Origin of the sequence: Rhodococcus sp. AQ5-07 (assembly GCF_009707305.1) — a bacterium.
Classification (GTDB): Bacteria; Actinomycetota; Actinomycetes; order Mycobacteriales; family Mycobacteriaceae; genus Rhodococcus_F; species Rhodococcus_F erythropolis.
Map to the genome: position 1 here is coordinate 4,075,290 of NZ_CP046099.1, position 25,334 is coordinate 4,100,623.

General features: G+C 62.2%; 22 protein-coding genes. 14 read left to right on the top strand and 8 right to left on the bottom strand.

The genetic code is table 11. The features are described 5' to 3' along the window. Nucleotides 1–74 precede the first annotated feature (74 nt). Nucleotides 75–740: a TetR/AcrR family transcriptional regulator gene (locus GJB56_RS18965; protein ID WP_029537099.1), complete on the top strand. Its 666-nt coding sequence runs from the start codon at nucleotides 75–77 to the stop codon at nucleotides 738–740. Further along, nucleotides 737–2,392 (top strand): FAD-binding dehydrogenase, encoded by a 1,656-nt coding sequence (locus GJB56_RS18970; RefSeq protein WP_019745556.1) that lies wholly within the window; start codon nucleotides 737–739, stop codon nucleotides 2,390–2,392. Before GJB56_RS18965 ends, GJB56_RS18970 begins: the two co-directional genes overlap by 4 nt. Nucleotides 2,393–2,585: 193 nt before the next feature. On the opposite strand, the gene GJB56_RS18975 is transcribed toward GJB56_RS18970, so the two are convergent. Next, nucleotides 2,586–4,949, bottom strand: a complete 2,364-nt coding sequence (locus GJB56_RS18975) for an arylsulfatase (protein WP_113682636.1) — start codon at nucleotides 4,947–4,949, stop codon at nucleotides 2,586–2,588. A 117-nt stretch (nucleotides 4,950–5,066) separates the two neighbouring features. On the opposite strand from GJB56_RS18975, the gene GJB56_RS18980 reads away from it, so the two are divergent. Beyond that, nucleotides 5,067–6,278 carry a DUF2254 family protein gene (locus GJB56_RS18980; protein WP_019745558.1) on the top strand — a complete coding sequence of 404 codons (1,212 nt, stop codon included), beginning with the start codon at nucleotides 5,067–5,069 and terminating at the stop codon, nucleotides 6,276–6,278. Between the two features lie 94 nt (nucleotides 6,279–6,372). After that, nucleotides 6,373–8,205, top strand: a complete 1,833-nt coding sequence (locus GJB56_RS18985) for an APC family permease (RefSeq protein ID WP_113682637.1) — start codon at nucleotides 6,373–6,375, stop codon at nucleotides 8,203–8,205. Between the two features lie 8 nt (nucleotides 8,206–8,213). On the opposite strand, the gene GJB56_RS18990 is transcribed toward GJB56_RS18985, so the two are convergent. Both GJB56_RS18990 and GJB56_RS18995 read right to left on the bottom strand, forming a co-directional pair. Beyond that, on the bottom strand, nucleotides 8,214–9,287 hold the full coding sequence (locus GJB56_RS18990) for a VIT1/CCC1 transporter family protein (RefSeq protein WP_007729922.1): 1,074 nt from the start codon (nucleotides 9,285–9,287) through the stop codon (nucleotides 8,214–8,216). Between the two features lie 24 nt (nucleotides 9,288–9,311). Next, entirely contained in the window at nucleotides 9,312–10,157 is an 846-nt protein-coding gene (locus GJB56_RS18995) for an alpha/beta hydrolase (protein WP_003939910.1), read from the bottom strand. 191 nt (nucleotides 10,158–10,348) lie between these two features. On the opposite strand from GJB56_RS18995, the gene GJB56_RS19000 reads away from it, so the two are divergent. Next, nucleotides 10,349–10,990 (top strand): DUF4232 domain-containing protein, encoded by a 642-nt coding sequence (locus GJB56_RS19000; RefSeq protein WP_113682638.1) that lies wholly within the window; start codon nucleotides 10,349–10,351, stop codon nucleotides 10,988–10,990. Between the two features lies 1 nt (nucleotide 10,991). Here GJB56_RS19000 and GJB56_RS19005 read toward each other — a convergent pair whose 3' ends face one another. From GJB56_RS19005 to GJB56_RS19015, 3 genes are read right to left on the bottom strand one after another with little or no spacing between them, the layout of a single operon-like run. Next, nucleotides 10,992–12,062, bottom strand: a complete 1,071-nt coding sequence (locus GJB56_RS19005; RefSeq protein ID WP_230091014.1) for an ABC transporter permease — start codon at nucleotides 12,060–12,062, stop codon at nucleotides 10,992–10,994. Further along, entirely contained in the window at nucleotides 12,059–12,928 is an 870-nt protein-coding gene (locus GJB56_RS19010; protein WP_080909865.1) for an ABC transporter ATP-binding protein, read from the bottom strand. The genes GJB56_RS19005 and GJB56_RS19010 overlap by 4 nt, the downstream gene beginning before the upstream one ends. Then, on the bottom strand, nucleotides 12,925–13,341 hold the full coding sequence (locus GJB56_RS19015) for a GntR family transcriptional regulator (protein ID WP_007729675.1): 417 nt from the start codon (nucleotides 13,339–13,341) through the stop codon (nucleotides 12,925–12,927). Before GJB56_RS19015 ends, GJB56_RS19010 begins: the two co-directional genes overlap by 4 nt. A 308-nt stretch (nucleotides 13,342–13,649) precedes the next feature. Here GJB56_RS19015 and GJB56_RS19020 point away from each other — a divergent pair, with 308 nt between their 5' ends. The 4 genes from GJB56_RS19020 to cobU are packed head-to-tail and all read left to right on the top strand — an operon-like array spanning nucleotide 13,650 to nucleotide 17,758. Next, nucleotides 13,650–14,609, top strand: a complete 960-nt coding sequence (locus tag GJB56_RS19020) for an ABC transporter substrate-binding protein (RefSeq protein ID WP_020970983.1) — start codon at nucleotides 13,650–13,652, stop codon at nucleotides 14,607–14,609. A gap of 7 nt (nucleotides 14,610–14,616) precedes the next feature. After that, complete coding sequence (locus GJB56_RS19025; RefSeq protein WP_019745569.1) at nucleotides 14,617–15,651, top strand: FecCD family ABC transporter permease; 1,035 nt, start codon at nucleotides 14,617–14,619, stop codon at nucleotides 15,649–15,651. Then, entirely contained in the window at nucleotides 15,648–16,436 is a 789-nt protein-coding gene (locus GJB56_RS19030) for an ABC transporter ATP-binding protein (RefSeq protein ID WP_050657036.1), read from the top strand. Before GJB56_RS19025 ends, GJB56_RS19030 begins: the two co-directional genes overlap by 4 nt. Then, a complete protein-coding gene (gene cobU, locus GJB56_RS19035) occupies nucleotides 16,436–17,758 on the top strand; it encodes a bifunctional adenosylcobinamide kinase/adenosylcobinamide-phosphate guanylyltransferase (protein WP_113682639.1) in 1,323 nt (440 codons plus the stop codon). Before GJB56_RS19030 ends, cobU begins: the two co-directional genes overlap by 1 nt. 2 nt (nucleotides 17,759–17,760) lie before the next feature. Here the strand turns inward: cobU and GJB56_RS19040 are convergent, their stop codons facing one another. Both GJB56_RS19040 and GJB56_RS19045 read right to left on the bottom strand, forming a co-directional pair. Next, the gene (locus tag GJB56_RS19040; protein WP_113682640.1) at nucleotides 17,761–18,546 is read right to left on the bottom strand and encodes an IclR family transcriptional regulator; all 786 of its coding nucleotides are present in this window, start codon (nucleotides 18,544–18,546) and stop codon (nucleotides 17,761–17,763) included. Then, nucleotides 18,543–20,081 (bottom strand): APC family permease, encoded by a 1,539-nt coding sequence (locus tag GJB56_RS19045; RefSeq protein ID WP_113682641.1) that lies wholly within the window; start codon nucleotides 20,079–20,081, stop codon nucleotides 18,543–18,545. Before GJB56_RS19045 ends, GJB56_RS19040 begins: the two co-directional genes overlap by 4 nt. A gap of 348 nt (nucleotides 20,082–20,429) precedes the next feature. Here GJB56_RS19045 and GJB56_RS19050 point away from each other — a divergent pair, with 348 nt between their 5' ends. The 5 genes from GJB56_RS19050 to GJB56_RS19070 all read left to right on the top strand — a co-directional run bounded on the left by GJB56_RS19050 (nucleotide 20,430) and on the right by GJB56_RS19070 (nucleotide 25,322). Then, the gene (locus tag GJB56_RS19050; protein ID WP_042925923.1) at nucleotides 20,430–21,020 is read left to right on the top strand and encodes a MauE/DoxX family redox-associated membrane protein; all 591 of its coding nucleotides are present in this window, start codon (nucleotides 20,430–20,432) and stop codon (nucleotides 21,018–21,020) included. A 44-nt stretch (nucleotides 21,021–21,064) separates the two neighbouring features. Beyond that, on the top strand, nucleotides 21,065–21,673 hold the full coding sequence (locus tag GJB56_RS19055; RefSeq protein ID WP_019745575.1) for a redoxin domain-containing protein: 609 nt from the start codon (nucleotides 21,065–21,067) through the stop codon (nucleotides 21,671–21,673). 75 nt (nucleotides 21,674–21,748) lie between these two features. Further along, nucleotides 21,749–22,420 (top strand): methylamine dehydrogenase light chain, encoded by a 672-nt coding sequence (locus GJB56_RS19060; protein WP_029256402.1) that lies wholly within the window; start codon nucleotides 21,749–21,751, stop codon nucleotides 22,418–22,420. Then, complete coding sequence (locus GJB56_RS19065; RefSeq protein WP_113682642.1) at nucleotides 22,417–23,736, top strand: hypothetical protein; 1,320 nt, start codon at nucleotides 22,417–22,419, stop codon at nucleotides 23,734–23,736. Before GJB56_RS19060 ends, GJB56_RS19065 begins: the two co-directional genes overlap by 4 nt. Beyond that, nucleotides 23,733–25,322, top strand: coding sequence for a multicopper oxidase family protein (locus GJB56_RS19070; protein ID WP_113682643.1), 1,590 nt, complete (start codon nucleotides 23,733–23,735; stop codon nucleotides 25,320–25,322). The genes GJB56_RS19065 and GJB56_RS19070 overlap by 4 nt, the downstream gene beginning before the upstream one ends. Nucleotides 25,323–25,334 lie beyond the last annotated feature (12 nt).

Sequence of the window (25,334 nt, forward strand, 5' to 3'; positions counted from 1 at the left end):
AGATCTAATCGAGATACGTCTTCGCATCGGATACATCGGTGTATCGTTTGGGTTCCACCCCGACGGAGGCGCCGATGACGACTGGAACGGACAACTCGCCGGCCAAGCGTGTCACCAAACGCCGTGGTCAAACCAGGCAGCGCCTGCTCGACGCGGCTGCGGACGCCTTCTCTGAATCGGGGTTCGGGCACGCCACGGTCGAGCAGATCTGCGAACGCGGCGGTTACTCCCGAGGCGCGTTCTACTCCAACTTCGATTCACTCGACGAACTGTTCTTCGCGATGTGGGAGCAACGATCTGCAGCTATGCTCGCCGATCTGCGGTTGGCGACGGAGTCGATAACCGCCGGTAACACCGTCGACATCCATGCCGCTGTCGCCCGGATCGTGGCGGTGGTTCCGGTCGACCCGCAGTGGTACCGGATCAACGCGGAATTCACCGCTCACGCGCTCCGCAACCCGGCACTTCGCAAAGCCCTTGCCGACCGTGAAGACGCGATCCTTCGCACCCTGTTGCCCATTGTGGAGTCCGCACTCAGCGACGTCGGGCGAACAATCGTCGGCGACCCGACTGCGTTGGGACGGGCATTGGTCGCAGTGCACGACGGCACCAGCGTGCAGTGTCTCGTCGACACCGACACCAACGCCGCCTTCGCACTGCGCCGCGATATCTTCACTCGAATCCTGCTGTCCTACAGCGAAATAATCCAGAACAACCAATCGGAAGAGGAGCTGTCGTGAGCGAACAAGCTGACGTCATCGTTGTCGGGGCAGGGCTGGCGGGACTGGTCGCCACCTACGAACTGACACGCGCCGGCCGCAAAGTCCTTGTCGTGGAACAGGAGAACGCAGCCAACCTCGGCGCGCAGGCATTCTGGTCGCTCGGCGGACTCTTCCTCGTGAACAGCCCCGAGCAACGCCGACTCGGCATCAAGGACTCTCTCGAGTTGGCAATGCAGGACTGGATGGGCACTGCCGGATTCGACCGTGAGCGCGAAGATCACTGGCCTCGCCAGTGGGCCAAGGCGTACGTCGAGTTCGCGGCCGGCGACAAGCGTCAGTACCTGCACGACCTGGGGCTTCGTCTGATGCCGAATGTCGGTTGGGCCGAACGCGGCCGCGGAATGGCTCTTGGACACGGCAATTCGGTACCGCGATTCCACCTCACCTGGGGAACCGGCCCCGGCGTGGTCGATGTCTTCCTGACCAAGGTGATCGCCGCCCAGAAGCGCGGACTGGTCACGTTCAAGCACCGCCACCAAGTCGATCAACTCGTCGTCACCGATGGTGCGGTCACCGGTGTACGCGGAACCGTCCTCGAACCTTCCAGTGATCTACGCGGCGTGAAGAGTTCGCGCACCCCCATCGGCGAATTCGAGTTCGCCGCACAGGCAGTCGTGGTCACCTCCGGTGGAATCGGCGGCAACTACGAACTGGTGAAGAAGAACTGGCCCGAGCGACTCGGCAAGGCACCGAAGCACATGCTGACGGGAGTACCTGCACACGTCGACGGACGGATGCTCGAAATCACCGAATCCGCGGGCGGAAACATCGTGAACCGCGACCGCATGTGGCACTACACCGAAGGCATCCAGAACTGGAATCCCATCTGGCCCAACCACGGAATCCGAATCATCCCCGGACCGTCCTCGATGTGGTTCGACGCCACCGGCAAGCGTCTGCCCGTCCCCAACTTCCCCGGCTTCGACACGATGGGAACTTTCAAGTACATCCTCGACAGCGGCCACGAGTACACGTGGTTCATCCTCGACCAGAAGATCATCGAGAAGGAGTTCGCACTCTCGGGATCGGAACAGAACCCGGACTTCACCAACCGCGACTTCAAGCTCCTCCTCGAACGAATCAAGAAGGGCGCGCCGGGACCGGTCGAGGCATTCAAGCAGAAGGGCGCAGACTTCGTGGTGCGCAACAACCTTCGTGATCTGGTCGACGGCATGAACGCCCTCACCGACGAACCGCTCCTCGACTACGAGGACATCGAGCGCGAGATGATCGCCCGCGACCGCGAAGTCGACAACAAGTACAGCAAGGACTTCCAGGTCACCGCCATCCACGGTGCTCGTAATCTGTTGGCAGACAAGATCGTGCGCGTCGTTGCACCGCACAAGATCCTGGACCCCAAGAACGGCCCACTGATCGCGGTCCGGTTGCACCTGCTCACCCGCAAGACCCTCGGCGGCTTGGAAACCAACCTGGATTCACAGGTCATCAAGGCCGACGGCAGTGTCTTCGACGGCCTGTACGCAGCCGGTGAGGTCGCGGGCTTCGGCGGCGGCGGAGTCCACGGTTACAGCGCGCTCGAAGGGACCTTCCTCGGTGGCTGCATCTTCTCCGGCCGCGCAGCCGGACGAGCACTGGCGCGCGACCTGTAGCCCCGAAATCAGGCGAGCGAATGCGTGACCAGTATGTGGTGGGCGCGCATTCGCCGTGCCTCATGCACGGATTGATGGTGGTGATGGTGCGTCGGCCCGCGCGCGTGGCGGACCAGATCGTGAACAGTACGGATGACGGTCGGCATTGCGACCCTCCCTCAGGAGATTGTGACTGCTGCTCTTGTCAGTGGAATCACTGTCTGGACAACGCCACTCGCGCCACCTCCTCCGGGTCGATCAGGTGGGTATGGTCATCGTCGCCGACGTCGATCTGCACTACCTCGATACGGCCGTTGAATGTGGTTGCGCCACTGTAGTCGACACTGACAGGCATGCCGTAATCGTCACCGATGTCGGTGGTCTCGTCCGCGGAGAAGACCATCGGTTGGGTCTGCTCGACGCGACCCGAGCCCACTTCGCGACCGTCATGATAGATCGTGACAGCGCCGCCCCTCGCGAGACCACCGCCGTCGTAGGCGAACTCAACTCTGATCTGATGTGATCCTGCCGGAATGTCAACGTCGGACCCGACGACGAACTCGGTCATGCCGAGCAGGTTGTAGACGAATTTGGCGCGACCTTCCCGCGCGTAAAGTGCCCAGCCGCCGAACCTGCCTCCCTGCGCGATCATCACACCGTTGGCGGTAATGCCATCCGCGATGTCGACTGCTGCTGTGACACTGAACGATCGGTTCTTGATACTCAGCACGCTGTGCTCGCTCAGCCGTTTCATTCCGGGAAACAGAACCTGTCGGTTCCCGGACACCAACTGCGGACGCCCCGCGATGTGAGGGTTGAACCGCTCGAATCTTCGGTCGTCGATCGGAAGCACGTTGTACTTGACTGCTTCGATCAACCACAAGCGTTGCAGTGCAGCAAGTTTCTCCGGCAACTCGGCCGCCAAATCCTTGGACTGCGTCCAATCCTGCGACCCGTCGTAGAGCTCCCACACGTCGTCGAGAGCGGGGAGTGCCTCCGCGAACAGCCACGGAGTGCTGTGTCTGGTGACCGCACTCCAACCCTTGTAATAGATACCGCGATTGCCGGCCATCTCGAAGTACTGCAGATCGTGACGTTCGGCGGCTTCGGCGTCGTCGAAGGTGTAGACCATGCTGGTCCCCTCGATCGGTGATTGTTGGACGCCGTTGACGAAGGTCGGTTCCGGCAGTTTCGCGACCTCGAGGATCGTCGGTGCGACGTCGATGACGTGGGTGAATTGCGACCGCGTCTCACCCTTGGTCCGAATCCCCGCCGGCCAGTGCACGATCGTTCCGTTGCGAGTGCCACCCCAATGCGAGGCAACCTGTTTCGTCCACTGGTACGGCGTGCACATTGCCCATGCCCACCCCACGGAGTAGTGGTTGTACGCGTCCTTGGTACCGAACTTGTCTTTCACTTCCGCCATGAACTCGGGTGTTTCGATGGCGGCGAGTCCGTTGAAGTTGGCCATCTCGTTGAAGGCTCCGTTGATCGTCCCCTCTGCGGACGCTCCGTTGTCGCCGATGATGTAATACACGAGGGTGTTGTCGAGAGCTCCGAGTTCCTCGATCGCATCGACAAGCCGGCCGACATGGAAATCGGTGTGTTCGAGAAACCCTGCATAGACTTCCATTTGGCGTTCGAGGACAGGCTTCATCTCCTCACTCATGTCCTCCCACGCCGGAATGGCCTCGGGGCGCGGGGTGAGGACCGCATCCGCGGGGACGACTCCCCGCTGCTTCTGCTGCTCGAGAATCGATTCGCGTTGCGCGTCCCAACCTCCTGCGAACCGGCCCTCGTACTTGTCTGCCCACTCCTTCGGAACATGGTGCGGTGCATGTGTGGCGCCGGGTGCAAAGTAGACGAAGAACGGCTTGTCCGGAGCCAATGACTTCTGCATCCGAACCCAGTCGATGGCGTGATCGGCCAGGTCCTCGGTGAGGTGATAACCCTCCTCCGGTGTCTTGTCCGCCTCCACGGGCGCGACACCCTCGTACAGCGCCGGGTAGTACTGGTTGTTCTCCCCGCCGATGAATCCGTAGAAGTGCTCGAATCCGCCTTCTCCCGTCGGCCACGATGTGAACGGCCCCACCGGGGATGTCTGCCACGGCGGTACCTCGTGGCACTTGCCGAACTGCGCCGTCGAGTATCCGTTCAGTTTCAACGTCATCGGCAGTGCGGCTTTGGTATTCGGGCGCAGACCGGAAAGTCCAGGAGCCGAGGTCGCGGTTTCGGTGACCGAGCCCATACCGACCGAATGGTGGTTGCGCCCACTCAGCAGTGCGGCGCGGGTCGGTGCGCACAGCGCAGTCGTGTGAAACCGCGTGTACGTGAGCCCATTACTTTGCAATCGCTCAGCAGTCGGTGTGTCCGCTGGTCCGCCGAAGGCACTGCTCGCGCCATATCCCACGTCGTCCAACAGGACCACCAGAACATTGGGTGCCCCGGCCGGCGGCAGTAGCGGAGTGATCGGCGGAAACTCCGTGTCCGGATCCTTCGCGTCGTACGTCACCAGACCAAGATGTTGTCGATCCGGAATCGGTAGTACAGCGCGGCTCTGGCCTGTCGGATCCGTCATGACGTCTCGCCTTCTGTCTCTCACATGGCTCTTTCAAGCGTTTCAGGATCACGACGGCGTCGACATCATCCGTTTCGGGTGAAGGCGCACCATTGCCGCAGCGTGGAGGCTTGAAGGGTGGATCAGCCCGGACGTTTCGCTCCCACCCCGATCGGGCATGCCTTCCTCGTCCCCCGGCGCCGTGTGCGTGCCGGCCTGACCCAGATCCTGTGCGTCGTCGTAGGACTGGCTGCCGGACTGGCGATGCCATATTTACGTAGCGGCCCAATGATTCCCGCCCGTCAGGTCAGCGAGATGCTCGTTGCACTCGGGCTGGGGTTACTGGGTGTAGTCGCAGTGATCTTCTCGCTACTGTTCCTTGTCGTCCAGTGGGCCGCGACCACCTTCACTCCTCGCTTGTTGTTGTTCCGCGACGACCCCATCGTGTGGCGGACGTTTGCCTTCGCCATAGGCCAGTCGGTTTTCGACATCACGGCAGCGCTCGCCATCAGCAACGAAACGGATGTGTCCGTGGTTGTGCCAAGTCTCGCAGTGCTGGCGCTCTTGGCCACGCTGACGCTGATCAGGCTGCTCCAGCTGCGCGCATTCTCGGCCATCCAGTTGGCTCCTGTACTGACCTCGATCTCGAGTCGTGGCCGAGCAGTCTTCGCCGCCGTGTACCCCACCACCGATCGGGAGTTGCCCCCTCTACCAACACTTCCGGTGATCACGACTATCGAGTGGCATCGACCGCCGGCCGTTCTGCAACAGATCCTCGTCGAAGATCTCCTGCAGAGCACTCGGAACTGCCGATCCATGGTGGTCCTCCGAGTGTCGCCGGGTAGCACGCTGCGAGACGGATTGCCGCTCGCCGACGTCTACGGCGGACCCATGCCCGCCAACACGATCCTTGACGCCTTGGTCAGTGGGAGTGAGCGGACCTTCACCCAGGACCCCCTACTCGCGATTCGGTTGTTGGCTGACATCGCGCTCAGAGCGCTCTCACCCGCTATCAACGATCCTGCGACGGCCGTGCAGGCTCTGGACGAGATCGAAGACCTCCTCTCTCTGGTGGCCTCCGTGCGCGCAGATTCGATCCGGGTCGTCGACGAGCGTGGTGATCTGCGTGTGGTGATTCCGCTACCCGACTTCACGACCTTCGTCAGAACCGGACTGGACGACGTCATAGCCTCGGCATCGAACTCACCACTCGTTCTGGGCCGACTTCGCGACCTACTTTCGCACGTCGCCGCCCAATCGGAGTCTCGGAACCGCGATATTCTCGCCATGCGCGCCCGCTGGATTGATCAGCTGTCACAAGGCTTCCCGCGACTCGAACCGCCGTTGTGAACCCGTACAGATTTGTTGGTGATCGCGTCAAGGCATCGTCAAGATCGGTCTCAGCTCAACGGGAAGTATCGATACTGACTCGGTGAGACATGCAGTGATACTCGGACACCGTGGAGTCATATCGTCGACCACCCGCGCCGGCGGCGAACCTGAGAAGCAAAAGCTCTCCGTCGCAACCGGACTGGCGGGTCTGTCGCTCGACGCGATGGCCTCGGTGTCGTACGGTCCAGAGGCCATCGTGTTGGTGTTGGCCCTCGCCGGCGGCGCGGGGATCGGCTTCACCGTGCCGGTGACGATCGCCATCGCCGTGCTGCTTGTGGTCCTGGTGGCGTCGTATCGCCAGGTGATCGCCGCATTTCCCGAAGGCGGTGGCGCATACGCCGTCGCAAAGAAGCATCTGAGTCCTCGCGCAAGCCTGACTGCCGCCGCATCGTTGATCGTCGACTACACCCTCAACGTCGCGGTGTCGATCGCAGCCGGTGTCGCGGCTCTGACCTCCGCCTTCCCTGCGCTTCTTCCCTATACGGTCTGGATCGCACTGGCGATACTCGGCGGCATCACGGCACTGAATCTGCGGGGCATCGCAGATTCCGCGCGGGTATTCATGTTGCCCACCGTGGTTTTTGTCGTCAGCATCTTCACGGTGATCGGTGCCGGACTGCTTCGGGAAAACCCTGCCGCCGCAACGGCTCCCTTTGTCGTCGACAACGCACACACGATCGGCATTCTCCTTCTGCTCAAAGCCTTTTCGAGTGGTTGCGCCGCATTGACCGGAGTCGAAGCCATCGCCAACGCGGTACCCAGCTTCAAGAAGCCTCGCGTGCGTAGCGCTCAGCGTGCCGAAGTAGCTCTGGGAATCCTGTTGGGCACCATGCTGATCGGCCTTGCCGTGTTGATCGAGAAGTTCTCACTCGCACCGGTCCCTGGAACAACGGTCCTGTCGCAACTCACTTCCGCTGCCCTCGGAAATGGTGTGGGCTACTACGCCGTCCAATTCTCCACCGTGATTCTGTTGGCGTTGGCCGCGAACACCTCGTACGGCGGACTTCCCAACCTGATGCGAATCCTCGCCGACGACAACGTGCTCCCGCACCGCTTCAGCCGGAAGTCGACGCGCGACGTCTTCACGTACGGCGTTTTGTCGCTCGGTGGCGTCGGTGCTCTCCTGCTCATCGGATCGGGCGGAAACATGAACACCTTGGTGCCGCTGTTCGCCATCGGTGTGTTCATCGGATTTACGCTCGCGCAGTTCGGCATGGTGCGCCACTGGCTCGCCGAACGGACACCGGGCTGGAAGTGGCGATTGGCGCTCAACGGTTTCGGGGCTGCGTTGACTTCGATCGCAGCAGTGGTGACTACCGCCATGAAGTTCACCGAGGGCGCCTGGCTGATCGCTCTCGCGCTCCCTGCGCTCGTCCTCGGCATGGAACGCATCCGCGGTGCGTACACACATATCGGTACGCGGTTAACCGTTCAGGGTGAGAACGATTCTCTGTCTATCGGATACAAACCAGCGGTCCTAGTACCCGTGTCCGAAATTACGTCGCTCTCCACCCGCGCGATGGCCGCGGCAACGGCAATGTCTTCGCAGCCCATCGCAATTCGAGTCTGCCTGGCCCACGAATCGACGACGGACTTCACCCGCCGATGGCAAGCCCGACACCCGAATTCGCGTTTGATCGTCATCGAGGACACCGAGAATTCCGTGGGGAACAGCCTCGCTCGATACATCCGCACACACTTCCCCCACCGGGAAACCTTTGTTGTCGTCGCCACCATCGACCCGGCGACCAGATGGCATCGGATACTCCCGAGCCAACGGACCGATGAGATCGCTCATGCACTGCGCAAACACACCGAGGCCGTGGTGTGCCAAATTCCGGTCCGGATCGATCCCGCTCACCGCGATCCAGCCCTGCGCGCATGAGCCGACGCTCAGAGCGAGGTCCCGAACAACATGCCGAGCAGATACGTTGCGCCGGCAGCGCCGTAGCCGATCGCAAGTTGGCGTAGCGCCCGCTTGAACGGTGGCCCGCCCGACAGCAACCCGACCACAACGCCCGTCGTCAGCAACGCGATCCCCACGAGTACGGACGCGACGATCAGAGCCGTCATGCCTTCCAGGCCGAACAGATACGGCAACACCGGAATGATTGCGCCCGAGGCGAAGAAGCAGAAACTTGCCGCCGCTGCGCCCAATCCGGTTCCGACGGCTTCATGGTCGTCGACAACGTCCGCGGCGCCGAAGGTGCTGTTCGCGAGGACCTCGGCGGCGCGCTGGTCCGCTTCCTCGGCGGACATGCCACGGGCCCGGTAGACCAGCGCCAATTCGTTGGCGTCGACGTCGAGCAGTCCGACGGCTTCGCTGGCCGCGGGACCAGGATTGGACGCTTCCAACAACTCTCGCTGCGAGCGGACGGAAACGTACTCGCCGGCTCCCATCGACAGGGCGCCGGCCAGAAGCCCGGCCATGCCGGTGATCAGAACGATCTGGTTGGAGACGCCGCTACCGCTGATGCCGAGCACGAGAGCGAGATTGCTGACGAGGCCGTCGTTGGCTCCGAAGACGGCGGCACGAAACGTCCCCGAAAGTCTGTTCCGACCCCGAGTGGCCAAGGCCCGCACCACTTCTTCGTGGATCTTCTCGTCCGCGCCCATCGATGCGGTCGCGTCGGCGTCGTTCGGATACGGGGATCGTGTCTCCGCGCGCTGGGCAAGAGCGAGCACGAACACGGAACCGAAACGCCTGGCCAGAAAGCCCAGTATCCGAGTGCGGATATCGCCGCGTAGTGGTTTGCCGACGTGATCGCCGAGAAGCGCTCGCCAGTGCGCCTCGTGTCGGCCCTCCGCGTCGGCCAGGGCGAGAAGGATTTCGCGCTCCTCGCCGCTGCGCCTACTCGCGAGGTCGCGGTAGACGGCGGCCTCGGCTTGTTCGTCGGCGAGGTATCGTCTCCAGCGCTTGACATCTCGCGGGTCTGGATCGGGTCGTGCGGCCGGAACTGTGGACATCGTGTTCCCCTTCCGGTGAGGCGGTCACGCTTCGAGTACGCGGTCCATCCACGTCGTCAGATCATTGATGACGTCGTCGCGGTTGGTCTCGTTGAAGATCTCGTGTCTGGCGCCCGGATAGGTGTAATAGGTGACGTCTTCGATCCCCGCCGAGTTGTACCGTTCGACTGCGACGTCGGTTCGGCTCAGCGCGGCGTTGAGAGGATCCGAGGTACCGACGAAGACCAGGATCGGAAGGTCTTGTCGCACACCCTCGACGTCGACGAACCTCGGCCCCGCTGCGATAAGTCCGCCCATGCCGGCGTCGTCCAGGCTGAAACCGCACAGTGGATCGTTGATGTACAAATCCACCTGCGCTTCGTCACGGCTGAGCCAGTCGTGCGGAGTTCGGGCCGGTTCGAATTCGGCGTTGAACTGGGCGAGGACGTCCGGGCCGTCGTTGACGAGGCTCTCGATGAGTTGATCGACCGCGGTGGTCCCCGACAGTGCGACGGCGTCGATCAGGTGCGAATGATCGAGGATGTACTGCTGCGAAGCGAACGAACCGAGGCTGTGGCTGAGCAATACGACGGGCAGGCCGGGGTGTTTGTCGCGGATGATGCCCGTGAGGGTCACCATGTCTGCCACCAAGCGGTTCCAGCCGTCGTCGCCGATGTTGCCTGGGCCGGCGTGCATGCTCTCACCGTGGCCGCGGTGGTCCGCCGCATAGACGTGGAACCCGCGAGCATTCAGGGCTTCGGCAACGTGTGCGTAGCGTTTTGCGTGCTCACCCATACCGTGCGCGAGTTGAACAACCCCTCGAGGTTCCTGCTCGGTGGGCCATTCGTGGACATGAATGACCACTCCGTCGTCGCTGGTGAAGGTGAACATGCGCTACTCCCGGTGGTCGCGATCCGGACAGGTCATTTCTCATGCTAGATCCGCAGCGGCAATCCATCCGGGAAGTAGGTCCTGATCACCGGCGAGCCTGATTCGTTTCTGCACATCCGGCCTCGGATTCGGATATACCGGACACGGATGTTCCGGAGCCAGTTGTCGACCAGCTTGAGGAGTACAGAGCGATGAATCCCAACCGCATGCGCAACGTCGGCTTGTTGGCGGCTCCACTTGCTGCTCTCGCCCTTCTCAGCGGTTGCGGCTCGGACGAAACGGGAACGGCCGAGAGTTCACCGGCACCCGCCTCAACCACGAGCGCCTCTGCGCCGACGACCCAGACCGGTACTGCCGCACCTTCGACGACCCATACCGACCACACCCAAACCACAACCTCGACGGCACCCAATCCCGAAGGCTGCGCGATCGGGGAACTGAACGTCACCCTCGGCGAGTCGAGTGGCTCCGCCGGTTCTGTGGAGCTTCCGGTGGTCTTCACCAACACGGGCGGTCGCACGTGCACGCTCGACGGTTTCCCCGGCGTCTCGTATGTCACGGGAGCGTCCGGAAGCGAAGTGGGTGCTGCAGCCGGCCGCTCCGGATCCGGATCACTCGTCTCCCTTGCCCCTGGCTCTGCCGCAACGTCTTTGGTGCGAGCTACGAACGTCGAGAACTACCCGGCAGATCAGTGCGGCGTGACCGACGTTGCGGGACTGAGGGTTTACCCACCCAACAGCTACGACTCGGTCTTCCTCGCCTACCCCACTAAGGGATGCTCGATGACCGGCGCGAACATCAATCAGCTGACGGTCGCGCCGGTCGCCCGCTGAGTCACGGCTTGAGGCGTCGTAGGCCCCAGAGCGCCGGCAGGAGGAACAAGCCCGAAAGGATCAGGACGAGTGCAGCTTCCGTGAATTGGAAACGCCAGAACCGATCATCCGAGTGGTAGCGAATTTCAAAGTGATCGACGCCTTGTTCACGTAGGCAGACCTCCAGATCCTTATCCTGCTGAGCCTGCAATACATCTATGCGGAGGTTGTATTCGGCGCCGGTCTCCTCGGGGCGCTGGTCGTAGATATTCGTGTCGAAGGGTTTGCCCCACGTGCACTCGTCGTACGTGACGTCGACCCAATCGCCTCGGATGTCGACATACCCCTGCTCAAGTTCCCAGTTGGCTGTGGGTGGGACACCATCGCTCGAATAGTAGGTACTGGATCCAGCCTGGGGTGATGTCCGGACATCCGGCTCAGCATAGTGCGGTCTAGCAACCAACTGAAACACTGCCAGGATCGCAATGACAGCCACCATCGTCAGGGCCATCGCGCCTATCGAACTGCGGACCAGCAGAGCCAGTGCTGCACCCAGCAAAAGTGCCATGAATGTGTACGCACCCAAGACTAATCCGCTGGATTGAAAGAACGGATAGACCAGACTCGAATAGCCATAAGACTGGGCGAATCCAGACACGAATGCGTAGTTGTCGCTGCGGCTCGAACTCCGTGTCCACTGGAGAGCGATCCCCAATACCACCGCTGCCAATGTCAGGGGAACGAACACAATCAAGACTCTCGTCCAGAACCAACGTGCCCGGCCGACCGATTGTGTCAGTCCCAAAACATGTGTGCCCTGCTCGATATCCCGAGAAAAGACCGTGACACCTACTAATGCGCCCAAAAACACCGGGAGCATCGTAGCCAACACCGTAGCCACGGTAAGTGCTGTTTCTGCCGCGCAAACCACCTTGCCTTCACCGAAACAGCTCACGAACGTGCCGAACGGACGACTGTTTCGATCGCCCTCGACCACCAAACCGCTGATGACCGTCAATAGAACAAGTGCTGCAACAATGCCCAACGACACAACGAGCGATGTCCGGTGGTGCCGCCACGTAACCCAGATCATGCCGCCACCATCGTTTCTGCGCTCAGGTGCCCGAGCACCACGTCATCGAGAGTTGCGTCGTCGATCACCCAGCCGGCCCGAGGGCTCGGACGGACTCCCTCCACCACATGAGAATTCGACCGAATCCCCTTGTCGGTATGAATGACCGCGCCGGCGCCGACCACGTCCGAAGGATCGCCGTCCCCGATCAATACGTAATGGGCAGCGATCAATTCATCCAACGGACCGGACAATCTCGCGTTTCCACCGCCCAGTAGAAGTAGTCGATCCGAGACATCCGCCAATTCGGAGACGATGTGTGAAGACAACAGAACCGTGGTGCCGTACTCGGCAACGTCTTCGAGCAGAGTGGTCGCGACGGACCGCCGCGCCACGGGATCAAGATCCGCCAAGGGTTCGTCGAGTAGAAGCAACTGCGGTCTGCGCCCGAGCGCCAAAGCCAGTGCAACCCTGGTTCGTTGACCTGGTGACAGAGTCTTCGCCTTTGCATCGAGAGCAATCCCAGCGCGCTCCACCAGATCCAGAGCGTACTTCGCATCCCACTCGTCGTTGGTGTATGCGCCGAATCGAAGAAGTTCTGCAACAGTGAATTTGGGATACAGCGGCTTGTGCTGAGCGAGGTACGACAGGCCTGGGCAGATGCCGTCCTGATCCGGCGTGCTGCCCAGGACGGAGATCGAACCGTGGTCAGGCATCGTCAACCCGACCGCCAAGGACATCAGAGTGGACTTGCCCGCTCCGTTCACCCCGACCAGGGCAGTGATGCTTCCCGTTGCGACCTCGAAAGTGCAGGCGTCGAGCACCTTCTTCTTGCCGAAGCGCTTGTCCACGTCCTGCATCGTCAGTGCCGATTCTTGCGCAGTCATGATGTCTCCCCCTGCTTTCCGGACGGATCCGATTCGATGAACGTCTTCTCGAGCTCCAAACTCACCAATGCTTCGATGTCCGTGCGCTCGAGTCCGGCGGCCACGGCATCTGCAACCCAACGCGCCAACTCACGACGTAGCGCAGAGCTTTCCGCCATACCGGGCTTGGCCAGGGACTTCACGACGAACGTGCCCAATCCGGGCCTCGGGGCAACAAGTCCGTCGCGCTCGAGTTCCTTGTAGGCCTTCAGGACTGTGTTCGGGTTGATCGCGAGCGCTCCCACGACGTCCTTGGCTGTGGGCAGCCGATCCCCGACTTGGAGATCACCGAGCCTGAGCGCCTGCTTCACCTGAAGGACCAATTGCACGTAAGTGGGAATGCCGGATCGGCGGTCGATACGGAAGTCGATCATCCGAACCCTTTCACTAGTTCATTAGTGGAATAGATATTTACCCTGCCTTGACCTCCCGGGTCAAGCCAGACGACCCCTGTAAAGTGCAGATGCCCCGGTTCACCGGGGTGCCACGCTGCTCGTGTGAAGTTCGGTGAAACCCCGGCACTGTCGACGCAACTGTGAATTCGCCCGTCACTACTCGAGGCGAACGAGTCAGGTCACCGGCCTCGTGGCGACACGATGGTTCTCGGACGAAGGACCGCTCGTGGCGCTTCGCCTCGCGGCCGCGCTGCTCGCGACCCTTCACCACTAGCGGAGGGGTGGCTGTGAGTACTCGGCCGACACGTAGATTCAGATCTGTACTTGCAGCACTGACGGTGAGCACCGCACTGCTTGCCGGTGCCTGCAGTAGCTCGACGTCCGATGCACCCGCAACCACAGCCGCCTCGGACGGCTCGTTCCCGGTGACTGTTGTTTCCGGTCCCACGGATTCCGGCACGGACATCACCATCGAGTCACGTCCGCAGTCGATCGTGTCACTCAGTCCCAGCGCCACCGAGACCCTGTGGGCCGTCGGCGCGGGCGATCAGGTGAAGGCCGTCGACAATCAGTCCGACTACCCGGCCGGTATCCCGGTCACCGATCTCTCGGGCTTTCAACCGAACGTCGAAGCCATCCTCGGCTACGCACCGGATCTGGTGATCGCATCGGATGACATGAACGATCTTGTCTCCGGGCTGCAAAAGGCGAAGGTGCCGACACTCCTGCTACCGGCAGCCACAAGCATCGACGACGTCTACGCCCAGATCGAGCGCGTCGCGAAGGCCACCGGCCACGAGGACAAGGGCACCGAAGTTGTCGACACCATGCGCTCGGACATCGACGCCGCTGTCGCCAGTGTTCCTGCGCGCCAACAGCCGCTGACGTACTTCCACGAACTCGACTCCTCGCTCTACACCGTCACGAGTTCGAGCTTCGTCGGGCAGATCTACTCGCTGTTCGGAATGAAGAGCATCGCCGACGCCGCGGGGCAGGGCGACTATCCGCAGCTGTCCGCCGAATTCGTGGTGCAGGCCAATCCCGATCTCATCTTTCTCGCAGACTCCCAATGCTGCGGAGTGACAGCAGAATCCGTCGCCGCCCGACCCGGGTGGAGCGGCATGAAAGCGGTTACCGGCAACCAGATCCATGTGCTCGACGAAGACCTCTCCAGCCGCTGGGGACCTCGTGTCGCCGATCAGGTGAAGGCCGTCGCGGCCATCGTTGCCCAAGTTCCCGCGGCCTGAGCACTCGATGATCAAAGCCGGTATCTCCCAACATCGGACCGCCGTTCTGCTCGGCGCCGCGCTGATTCTGTGCGCTGCCTTGCTGATCGGTGTTCTGGTGGGGCCGGCCGGTTTGACGCCTGATCGAACCATTCTCGAACTTCTGGACGGAATACCCGGCATCCACCTCGATTCCGGTCTCACCGCGACACAGCAGGCGATTCTCTGGCAGATCCGGCTTCCGCGAGTAGTACTGGGCGCGTTGGTCGGAGCAATGTTGGCCGTTGCCGGTGCCGCCTACCAGGGCGTGTTCCGAAATCCCTTGGCAGATCCGTATCTCCTCGGCGTTTCCAGCGGAGCCGGACTGGGCGCAACCCTCGCCATCGTTTCGGGTGGAGCGCTGGGCATGTTCGGAATTCCCATGGCCGCCTTCGTCGGTGGTGTGCTGGCCGTGTTCGCAACTTATTCGCTCGGCCGCAGCATTGGCGGGCCGCAGAACGCGGTAGTCATCATCCTCGCCGGTGTCGCAGTCGCGGCGTTCACGAATGCAGCGCAGACTTTTGTCCAGCAGCGGTTCGACGATTCACTCCGCGAGGTCTATTCCTGGCTGCTCGGCGGACTATCCACCGACGGTTGGTCGGAAGTTCTGGTTGTCCTGCCGTACGTCGCGCTGGCATCTGCCGTCATCCTGGTACACCGACGCGTACTCGACGTGATGGCCGTAGGTGACGTCGAAGCCGCCAGCCTCGGCGTCGACCCGGCCAGATCACGCCTGGTACTGGTGCTCGCCGCAACTCTGGGAACGGCGGCGGTCGTGAGTGCAAGTGGACTCATCGGCTTTGTCGGAATCGTTGTTCCCCATGCGGTTCGACTGGTCGTCGGCCCGTCGCATCGACTGCTTCTCCCCCTGTCACTCATGCTCGGAGCGGCGTTTCTCGTCCTCACCGACGTTGCCGCCCGCACGGTCATGGCACCGGCCGAACTCCCCATCGGGGTTGTAACCGCGATGATCGGCGCTCCGTTCTTCCTTCTGGTTCTGCGCCGCAGCCGGGTCTCGGCATGACCGACAGCGCAGTGCGGTGCCGCGACCTCCGAGTCAACCTCGGCGGCAAAGACGTCGTCGACGGCATCGATCTCGATGTGACACCCGGCGATTGGGTTGCCGTGGTCGGGCCGAACGGCGCCGGCAAGACAACCTTGATGCATGCCCTCGCTGGATTGATTCCGTCTACCGGTGAGCTCTCGGTCGGGGGACTGAGTCCTCGCAATTCCAGCCGCAAGGCGATGTCCGCCGTCGTCGCGTTGATGCCTCAGCGTCCGGTAGTACCCGAGGGCTCAACGGTTAAGGAACTGGTTGCGCTCGGCCGCACTCCCTATCTACGACGCTTCGGAACCGAAACCGCCACTGACCGTTCGGTGATCTCTTCGGTGATCGAGAGGCTCGACCTCACCGAGTTCGCAGATCGACGAGCCACCGAACTTTCCGGTGGCGAATTGCAACGCGTGGTCCTGGCTCGGGCACTGGCCCAAGAACCGCAGGTACTGCTCTTGGACGAACCCACCAGCGCCCTCGACATCGGTCACCAGCAGCAGGTTCTCGACTTGGTGGAGGAACTGCGTGAAGCCGACAACATCACGGTCATCGCCGCGATGCACGACCTCACTCTCGCGGGTCAGTACGGTCGACGAATCGTGCTGCTGGACAAGGGCAGCGTCGTTGCCGACGGCACACCCTCATCGGTGCTGGAGGCAGACCTCCTCGGCCGCGTGTACGGCGCTCGGGTCGAAATCCTGGACCGGCCCAGCGGTCCCATAGTTGTTCCGATTCGGCAGGAAGGCACCCGCTGATGGAATTGGTGATGCTCGGCACCGGCGCTGCCGACGGTTGGCCGAACCCGTTCTGCACTTGCCCTTCCTGCCTGGCCGCCCTGTCGAGTGAAACCATTCGCGGGCACACTGCTGCCCTGGTGGACAACAGAATCCTGTTGGACTGTGGACCCGAAATACCGCGTGCCGCGTCGCGATTCGGTTGTACGCTGGCACACGTCGAACACATCCTGCTGACGCATTCTCATCCCGATCACCTCGGCCCGATGGCATTGCTGTTCCGGTCCTGGGCCTCGCGCACCGAACCACTACAGGTTCTCGGACCACCCGACGCGCTCGCTCTCTGCCGAGACTGGGTGGGCCCGGATGACCCGGTGACCTTCACACCGATCGAGACCGGCCAGTCGATCATGTTGGGCACCTATCGTGTTCGCGCACTCGAAGCCGCGCACGAAGTACCCACCCTTCTCTACGACATCACCGACGCATCCGGAACCCGAATCTTCTGGGCCACCGACACCGGGCCTCTGCCCGAATCCACTGTCGACGCACTTGCCGACGCGCGTTTCGACGCCGTCTTTCTCGAAGAGACCTTCGGCTACAAAACTGACCACGGCACCGGGCACCATGATCTGCCGAGTTTCGCGGAGACGGTGACCCGACTACGCAATTGCACCGCGATCACCGATCGAACCGATGTGGTCGCCGTACACCTCGGGCACCACAACCCAGTCGAAAACGCACTCTCGGAAGCACTTCGCTTGTCCGGGGCGCGAGCGGTTCCGGATGGAGCTGTGCTCGAGATCGGGGTAGGACAGGGCCATCGAACTCTGGTCACCGGTGGCGCCCGCTCGGGCAAGTCCACTTACGCGGAGGGCCTGCTTGCCGGCTACCGGAACGTCACGTACATCGCCACCGGGGATCCGCAGGACGACGATCCCGACTGGATCGAACGAATTGCGTCGCATCGCGCGCGGAGGCCGTCGACGTGGACGACGGTAGAGACCTCCGAAGTGACCGAGATTCTTGCGGCCGCAACAACACCGATACTGCTCGATTGCCTCGGCACGTGGTTGACCGCACGTCTGGACCGACATCAGGCGTGGGCGACAGAAGATCTCAGCGCCGTCCACGCAGATATCGACCGGTTGGCCGACGCCTGGACCGCCTGTCCGGTTCCGATTGTCGCCGTCACGAACGAAGTGGGAAGCGGCGTCGTCCCGGACACGAAGTCCGGGAGGCTGTTCCGCGATCTACTCGGTCTGGTGAACAGCCGAATCGCCAGTGAATCGGAGTCCGTGGTCCTGATGACCGCCGGGCTCCCCCTGAGCCTGCGCGTGTGACGTCAGAGCAATCCGGTGAGCTGACGCGCGCAATCGAGTAGGAAACCGACCAACTCTCGATCCTCGTCCGTCACTCGCCCGCTCGCTCCCTGAACACACAACCCGCCGGCCACCTGGTCTGCGTGATCTCGAACCGGTACTGCCACTGCGGATCGACCCAGGCGGCATTCCTGGTTCTCGAATGCAAAACCCTGCAGGCGAACAGACCTCAACTGCTCATACAACGCATCGAAATCACCGAGGGTGAACTCCGTGACCCGGCGAAGTTCCAAACCCGAAAGCAACCGCTCGTCGTGCGCCAACAGAACCTTCCCCAGCGCATTCGCGTGAAGGTTCTTCGGCAGTGCCGCTATTCCGATGATCTCGTGGTCCGGATCCTTGTCGACGAACCTCAAGCGCCCACCGGCGAATGACGCGACGTGCAATCCGAACCTCGTGTGTGTCCGCATGTCCTCGACGCGCTCGTGCAGCGTGGGCGCCGGACCACTTGACGACGCCGCATGCGAGAGCTCGGCAGTCCGACGCCCCAACGCGAACCCTGACAGGTCCGGCACCCGCACGAGAAAGCCCTCCGCCACCAGCAGATTCAGCATCCGGTACGCCGTGGCCGATGGAACGCCTGCAAAAGTGGCGATCTCCTTCGCGGTTGTTCCCGGTCCCAGATGAGCCACCGCCTCGAGCATCCCCAGCGCCTTCTGGACCGCACGCGGTTGTTGTCCACTGAAGTGGGTCTCGTCGCCGATCTGTTTGCCTGATCGTGGACCAGCGGTTGCACGGTCCGCGGTCACCGCCCATGCTCCGGCGAGTCACCCTCGGCGGTCCCACGATCCGGAACGAGTCGCCTTCGCCCGTCACCGTCGATCAGCAGAGTACCCGTACCGGGCAACAGGTCCGCCGTCTCGACGCTGTCGAAAGCGCCTACCATCAGAAGGCTTTCCGGTCTGGCTCTCCGAAGCAATGAACTCCACAATGTCCCCGAGACCGCAACAACAAGCGCCGCGATCGGCAGTGCCCACATCCCGTGAACCGCACCGTCGAGAACGATGTAGGCCAGTAGACCGGCACCCGCAGCGCTCACGGATACGGTGCATATCCGAGTCAGCGACGTGTGTTCCCCGATTCGGCGCAAGAACTTCCACGAGGCAAAGGCCACCAGCGTGTAAGCGCAGACCAACGCGGTCTCCACCACGCCGTCGAAGGATCCCGAATCGTCGCGAACCGTATCCGAATAGATGAATACTCCCGCCGCACTTACCGCGACGAACGCAAGTACCGCAACGTACGGGGTACGGAACCGTCTGTGCACGCGAGCGAGCGGCGCAGGCAGTACCCGTTCGATCCCCATCGAGTACAACAACCGCGAACCCGCCTGCGCACAACCGAGAGTGGATGCGAACCAGGAACACGTCATTCCGATCTTGACTGCCAGAACCACCTCCGCGCTGGCCCCCGATGCCGTTCCCTCGAAGTACGCTCCGACGATCGTCGCGCCGTGACCAGTCATCGCCGCCCAGGCCGCAAAAACGAAGAGGACCCCGCAGATGATCGGCGAAATGAGAACCGTGCGTGTGACGCTGATGAGTGGTCGCTTCGCTTCCGGGCCGAAGAAGGCCGAGCTTTCGAAGCCCGCCATGCTGAGCACCGTCAGCATGGCGAGAAACGGCACAGCGCTCAGCGACGGATTCGGCAGGGCAACAGCAGTTGTCGTGTCACTGTGCGTCGCCAGCATGACCACGACGATGAGAATCAACGAGCACGCTTCGACGACCAGGATCGCTCGGGTGGCGAACCGGACGCCTCGCACTGCAATCCACGCGACGGCCAGGGCAATCGCCACCGTCGTGATCACCGTCGCGGCAGGCCCTCGCACGTCGGGGCCGACAATGGCGATGGTATCGAGCAGACTCGGAACTGCCTGCGAGAAAACCGAAACCGAGATTCCGAGATACCCGAGTACCAGTGCGGCACCCGCCGTCAGTGTCGCCCGGATACCGGAGCCTTGGAAGACGAAGCTGTACAACGATCCTGCTGCGGCCAGTCTCCGCGTGAACTGAGTGATGCAGAACGCAACGAGAAACACCGCCGAAGTTGTCGCAGCAATCGCAGCCAACCCGACGTAGCCGGGACTGTAGGTGATCATCCACAGGGCGATGAACACCATTCCCGTTGCCGGAGCGATCGTGGAAAGTGATTGCCCCAACAGGTCGATCGGGGTCAGACGTCCTCGTCCGAGACCACGGAGCGGGGAGAACACGGGCTCACTGTGTTGATCCGCATTCTGCGCTCGCGTGATCGCCGCACGCAGTGCCGCACTCACGGCCATGAGTCACCGTCCGTCGCGTCCAGGCCCGAACCTACGAGCGAATTGTCAGAATTCGGTCAAGTTAGTCCGCTTATGTTTCCGCGCAGTTTCCACGATGGCGCGCACAGAACTTTCAAGTGAGAATCCGACTCTGTTTCCCACCCAGCGTCATGCCGGATCAAGGGCGGCCGACGGTATCCGGCCCCTCCGGGAGCACCTTGACCTGCGAGTTCTCCGATTCTCACACGACAACTGCTCTCTCAGTTGCACCTCGTCCAGGCGTAGCGCGGTCGACGCGGGTTCGCAGCATCGCCCGTACAGGATGTGTCCCACACACCACCGGCACTACCCGAGAGGAACGGAGGAAGCATGCACTTGGTCAGCGCCACCACTTCGGCGATCATCGGATTTGTTCTCCTGCTCGCCGGCATTCCCAAGCTGAACGACCACGACGGGGTCCTTCGTTCGGTGCGCGGATACAAAGTGTTGCCGGTGCGACTCGAAGTACCGATCGCTCGCATCCTTCCCGTCGCGGAAACCGTCGTAGGCATCCTCCTGGTTCTCGGCGTGGCCCATCGCCTCGCCGCCTTGGTTGCTGCCGTCATGTTCGCGTCGTTCTTCACGGGCCTCACGATCAACCTCCTGCGTGGGCGACGCGATCTGGACTGCGGATGTTTTGCATTCGGAGTCGGCGAGATTCCGCGTATCGGATGGTTCCACGCCGTTCGCGCCGGAACACTCGCGGTGATCGCTGTGGCACTGTCGGTCACCGCCGGACAGGCTGAGATCGGCGTCCAGGTCGTGGCGGCGACCTTCGGATTCCTCCTCGTCCTGGCTGGAGTTGCTCTCGCACAAATTCGTTCGGTGGTCCACCTCGGACGACGCCCAGTCGACGACTATCTGTCGAGCGCCTCCATCCGCCTCCGAACCGCCGAAACCGCGTCCCGGTACGGCTCGTGAACTCACATCCCCACCACTGAAAACTCGAAGGCAGGACTACCACGATGACCACTTTCCTCCTTGTCGCGACAGTGATCCTGGTGATCGCCGTAGCCGTACTGTTCTTGATGGTTCTTGCTCTGGCTCGTGAAATCGGCCGCGTACAAGTACGTCTCGGACCTCTCGGTGCCCGGATGATGGATACCGGGCCCAAGGTCGAACAGGCCGGCCCGTCGTTTGCCGGTCTCATCGATCAGGAAGGACGGACCGTCGGAGTCGGTGGTCACCGCGACAAACCGCAACTCCTGCTGTTCACAGCACCGAGTTGCTCGACGTGCAAGAGCCTTCTTCCCGGCGTAAGGGCAATGGCCCGAGCCGAATCGGATCTCGACGTGATCATCATCTCCGACGGAACACCCGAAGAGCATCGCGAGTTCCTGGCCGGCAGCGGGATCGGTTCCGAGCTCAGTTACATCGACGCTCGAGACGTCGGTATCGCATACCAGGTGGGCACCACTCCGTACGGCGTGATTCTCGACGAGCACGGCAAGATCCGAGGAAAGGGCCTGTGCAATCACATGGCTCAGGTGGAAAGCCTGCTCAATGCCCTCGAATCCGGCACCCCCTCACTCCAGCACCTTCATGCCCAGGCGAAATCCGGCAGCGCGGCCTGATCTTCCTGCACAGTTCGATCCTCTTCACGAATCAGGAGAAAATCGTTGGACGACAATGAATTCCCGCAGCACAACATGACGGAGAATCGATATCCCGTCGACGAGGCGACAGTTCAGGCCCAGGCCGAATGGATGGCGGGCCAGGGCGGTTCGCTTACCAGCCGAACCGGACGTAAACTCTCCGAACGAGTTTCGCGGCGATCCATGATCAGTCGGATCGGCAAGTGGACCATGGGTGTGTCAGGAGTGGCACTGATCAGCACACTTCCCGTGACACGTAGTGCCTTCGCCCAAGAGCCCGAGGTTCCTGCGCCGGCACCTGGCCCCGAACCTCTTGTCCCTGTCTACGACGGTAAAGATCCGGCCGAGTGCGAGTACTGGCGCTGGTGCAACATGGACGGAACGTCCTGTGCCGCATGCAACGGCGGCGGTGTCACCACCTGCGCCCCCGGCAGCAAGCCCGGCGCAGAGTTCTGGGTCGGATGCTGCACCAACCCTGATACCGGCAAGACCTATCTGATCGCCTACTACGACTGCTGCGGTGCGCCTTCGTGTTCCAACGCATTCTGCGGCGAACCGGACATGCAGGCCGTGATGTACAACCCGGTCTCCGGAAGCTACGACCAGGAAATCATCTGGTGTGTCTCCGACGAGTCCCAGGCATACACCTGCACGATGGCGCCCATCATCGGTGAGGACTGCCAGACTCGACCGGCCGAGCGCCCCAAGGTCGGTGCCGGATCATGAGCAGTCCGCGAACCCGAAAACTGGCGCGACCCGCCGTTGCCGTCATCCCACTCACCGTCGTACTCGCGCTGGCCGGTTGCAGTTCGTCCGACAACGACGAACCTTCCAGCGCAGGCGATGTCACCTATCCGACAGTTCCGTTCACTGCTCCGGGCGAGGGGATCTCCCTCGGTCACGACGACCAAGAAATCGGCGATACCATTCCCGAGCCATTGCACGTCGGTTCGATCACCCCGATCGCAGCTGACCGCTTGCTGGGCGTCGAAGGTGGATTCGGCCAGCTCGAGCTCAGCGTCAACGTCATCGATCCGAAAACCGGTGTGGCCGAGAGCCGAATCACCGTCGGCCCGGGTATCTGGGATCCGGTCATTCACGGATTCGTCGGGGATTCCGCCGAGGATCCTGCGGTGCTCGCTGCCGAGGTATGGCGCCCCCGAGGTTCCCGCGGCGCAGCAGATTTCACGGTCAGCACCTACTCCGGAAACCTGCTGGAACCAGCCGAGGTCGTGCTTCCGGACGTCGCACGCGTACATTCCCGTCCCGGCTCGAACGCCGTGACGTCCGACGGCAAGTTCTTCGTCACGTGGGACGACGGTTTGTACGGAATCAGAGTGGTCGACCTCGAGAAGAAGGAAGCGACCGGTGCACTCCAGATAGTCGGCTGCGGTCCGTTCACGTGGATGGTCGATCACGAGCTGTACAGCGTCTGCGAGGACACCCGGGAACTGCTGCACGTCACGATCGGTGACGACGGTGTTCCGAAGGAAACCGCCCGAAGCAAGGTCCTACCCGAGGATTTTGTCTCCACCCGCAAGGTCACGTGGGCATCGAAAGCACAAAAAGCCTTGCTGGTCAGTGAGAACGGCGATGTGTACGTCTTCGACTTCTCCAACGGACTGCCTCAGGAAGGTGTCAAGCCGATCGGAAACGCCGGGCAGGACTCCGGTCGATTCTCGGAGAACGTCATCAATGCCGACGCAACCCGGCTCGCAATCGCGTACACGGACACGGCTATTCATCCGGACTCTGCTCGGGGAGGCTCACTGGTCAAGATCGACTTGTCCGACGCAACGACCTTCGCCCCGGTGAAGAGCTTGACGCTGGCAGACCTCGGCTTGACAGACATCAAGAGCATGACCTTTTCCGTCGACGGCGCCACGTTCTACGTGCTCGGTTCGGGACCTGAGGTCGAAGGCTCCGCTCCGCAGAAGATCTTGGGTTACAACGCGAGCACCGGCGAGCAGGTCAGTTCCGTCGATGTCTCGGGCAACGTCGGTGATGTCAGCGGGTTGATCACACCAGAAGTACTCCGATGAGTCGTCCCGGATCCGGTGTGGTGATGGGCCGGCGCCGCTTCCTGAGTTTGGGAGCACTCGGCGCCGGAGCACTCGGGCTCGGCGCAATGGGGACGATTGCCGGATGCAGTTCCACTGCAGCATCTCCGACGCCCACGACCGATCTCGACTACATCCTGCCCACCGACCCCGAAGTTGCCGCCGCAGAATCGGCGCGAGCCTGGAACGGGACCACCGCTGCGTTTGCCCTTGCCGCCGGATTCTCGACGGTAGATCTTGGCGGACGCCTCGTGGACACGTGGACGTACGGAGGCGCTGCGGTGGCTCCGGAACTTCGACTGAAGTCCGGTGACCGGGTGAACGTCAGCGTCCAGAACGGCCTCGATGCCGAAACAACACTGCACTGGCACGGAATTCGAATCCGCAACGACATGGACGGCGCGGCACCCACCACGCAGGCCCCCATCGGCGCCGGTTCGAGTTTCGAGTACAACTTCATCGCACCGGATCCGGGAACGTACTGGTACCACTCGCACAGCGGATTACAAGCCGATCGGGGGCTCTTCGGCGCCATGATCGTCGAGGATCCGAACGACATCACCGGGGCCGACGCCGATGCCGTTCTGGTGCTCGACGACTGGCTCGACGGATTGGGTACCACACCGGATTCCGTCCTGATGGCCCTGAACCCGGCAATTTCGGGCGGGCACGGCGGACACGGCGGTGGGGCAACGACTCCGGCGGAACACTCGGAAGCCGACATGTCCGTCGCGCAACAGTTGGTGAGCGGTGGACACGGTTCTTCCGAACCACTCGGCGGGATGACTCAACACATCGCGTATCCACTGCACTTGATCAACGGGCGGCCACCCAACGATCCTGCTGTCGTCACTGCAGCGCCCGGTTCGACCCTTCGACTGCGAATCATCAACGCAGCGGCCGAAACTCCGTACCGGTTTGCTGTGGCCGGTCACGAGATGACAATCGTCGCTACCGATGGCTACGACGTGGAACCAACTCCCGCCGACACCATCATCGTCGGAATGGCCCAACGCTACGACGTACTGGTGACGGTGAAGTCGGGAACATGGCCGGTGGTGGCGAAGGTCGAGGGCCGAGATGGTTATGCGTCGACCGTCCTACGCAGCACCGACGCGTTGGCGCTGGCGAATCCGGATGTGGGCGGAAACCTCTCGGAACTGGCCGGCCGACTGGTCACCGAAAGCGAACTCCGGCCCACGGAATCCGCACGGCTCGAGATGAAGTCGCCTGATCGCGACTACCACATCGAATTGATCCAGGCCGGCGATCGGTACGTCTGGGGAATGGCGGGAGCCGATGCGGGCAAGCTCGTCATGAAACAGGGCGAACGGGTCCGGATCACCATGAAGAACACGTCCACGATGTGGCACCCCATGCACACCCACGGCCACACGTTTGCGGTACCGGATTACGGCGGACTTCGCCGAGACACCGTCAACGTCCTACCCGGCACCGAGCTTGCCATCGAGTTCGACGCCGACAATCCCGGCGAGTGGATGTTCCACTGCCACAACGCCTACCACTTCGAGGCCGGCATGACGGCAAATCTGCGTTACGTCCGCTGACAAGTCGAAGAA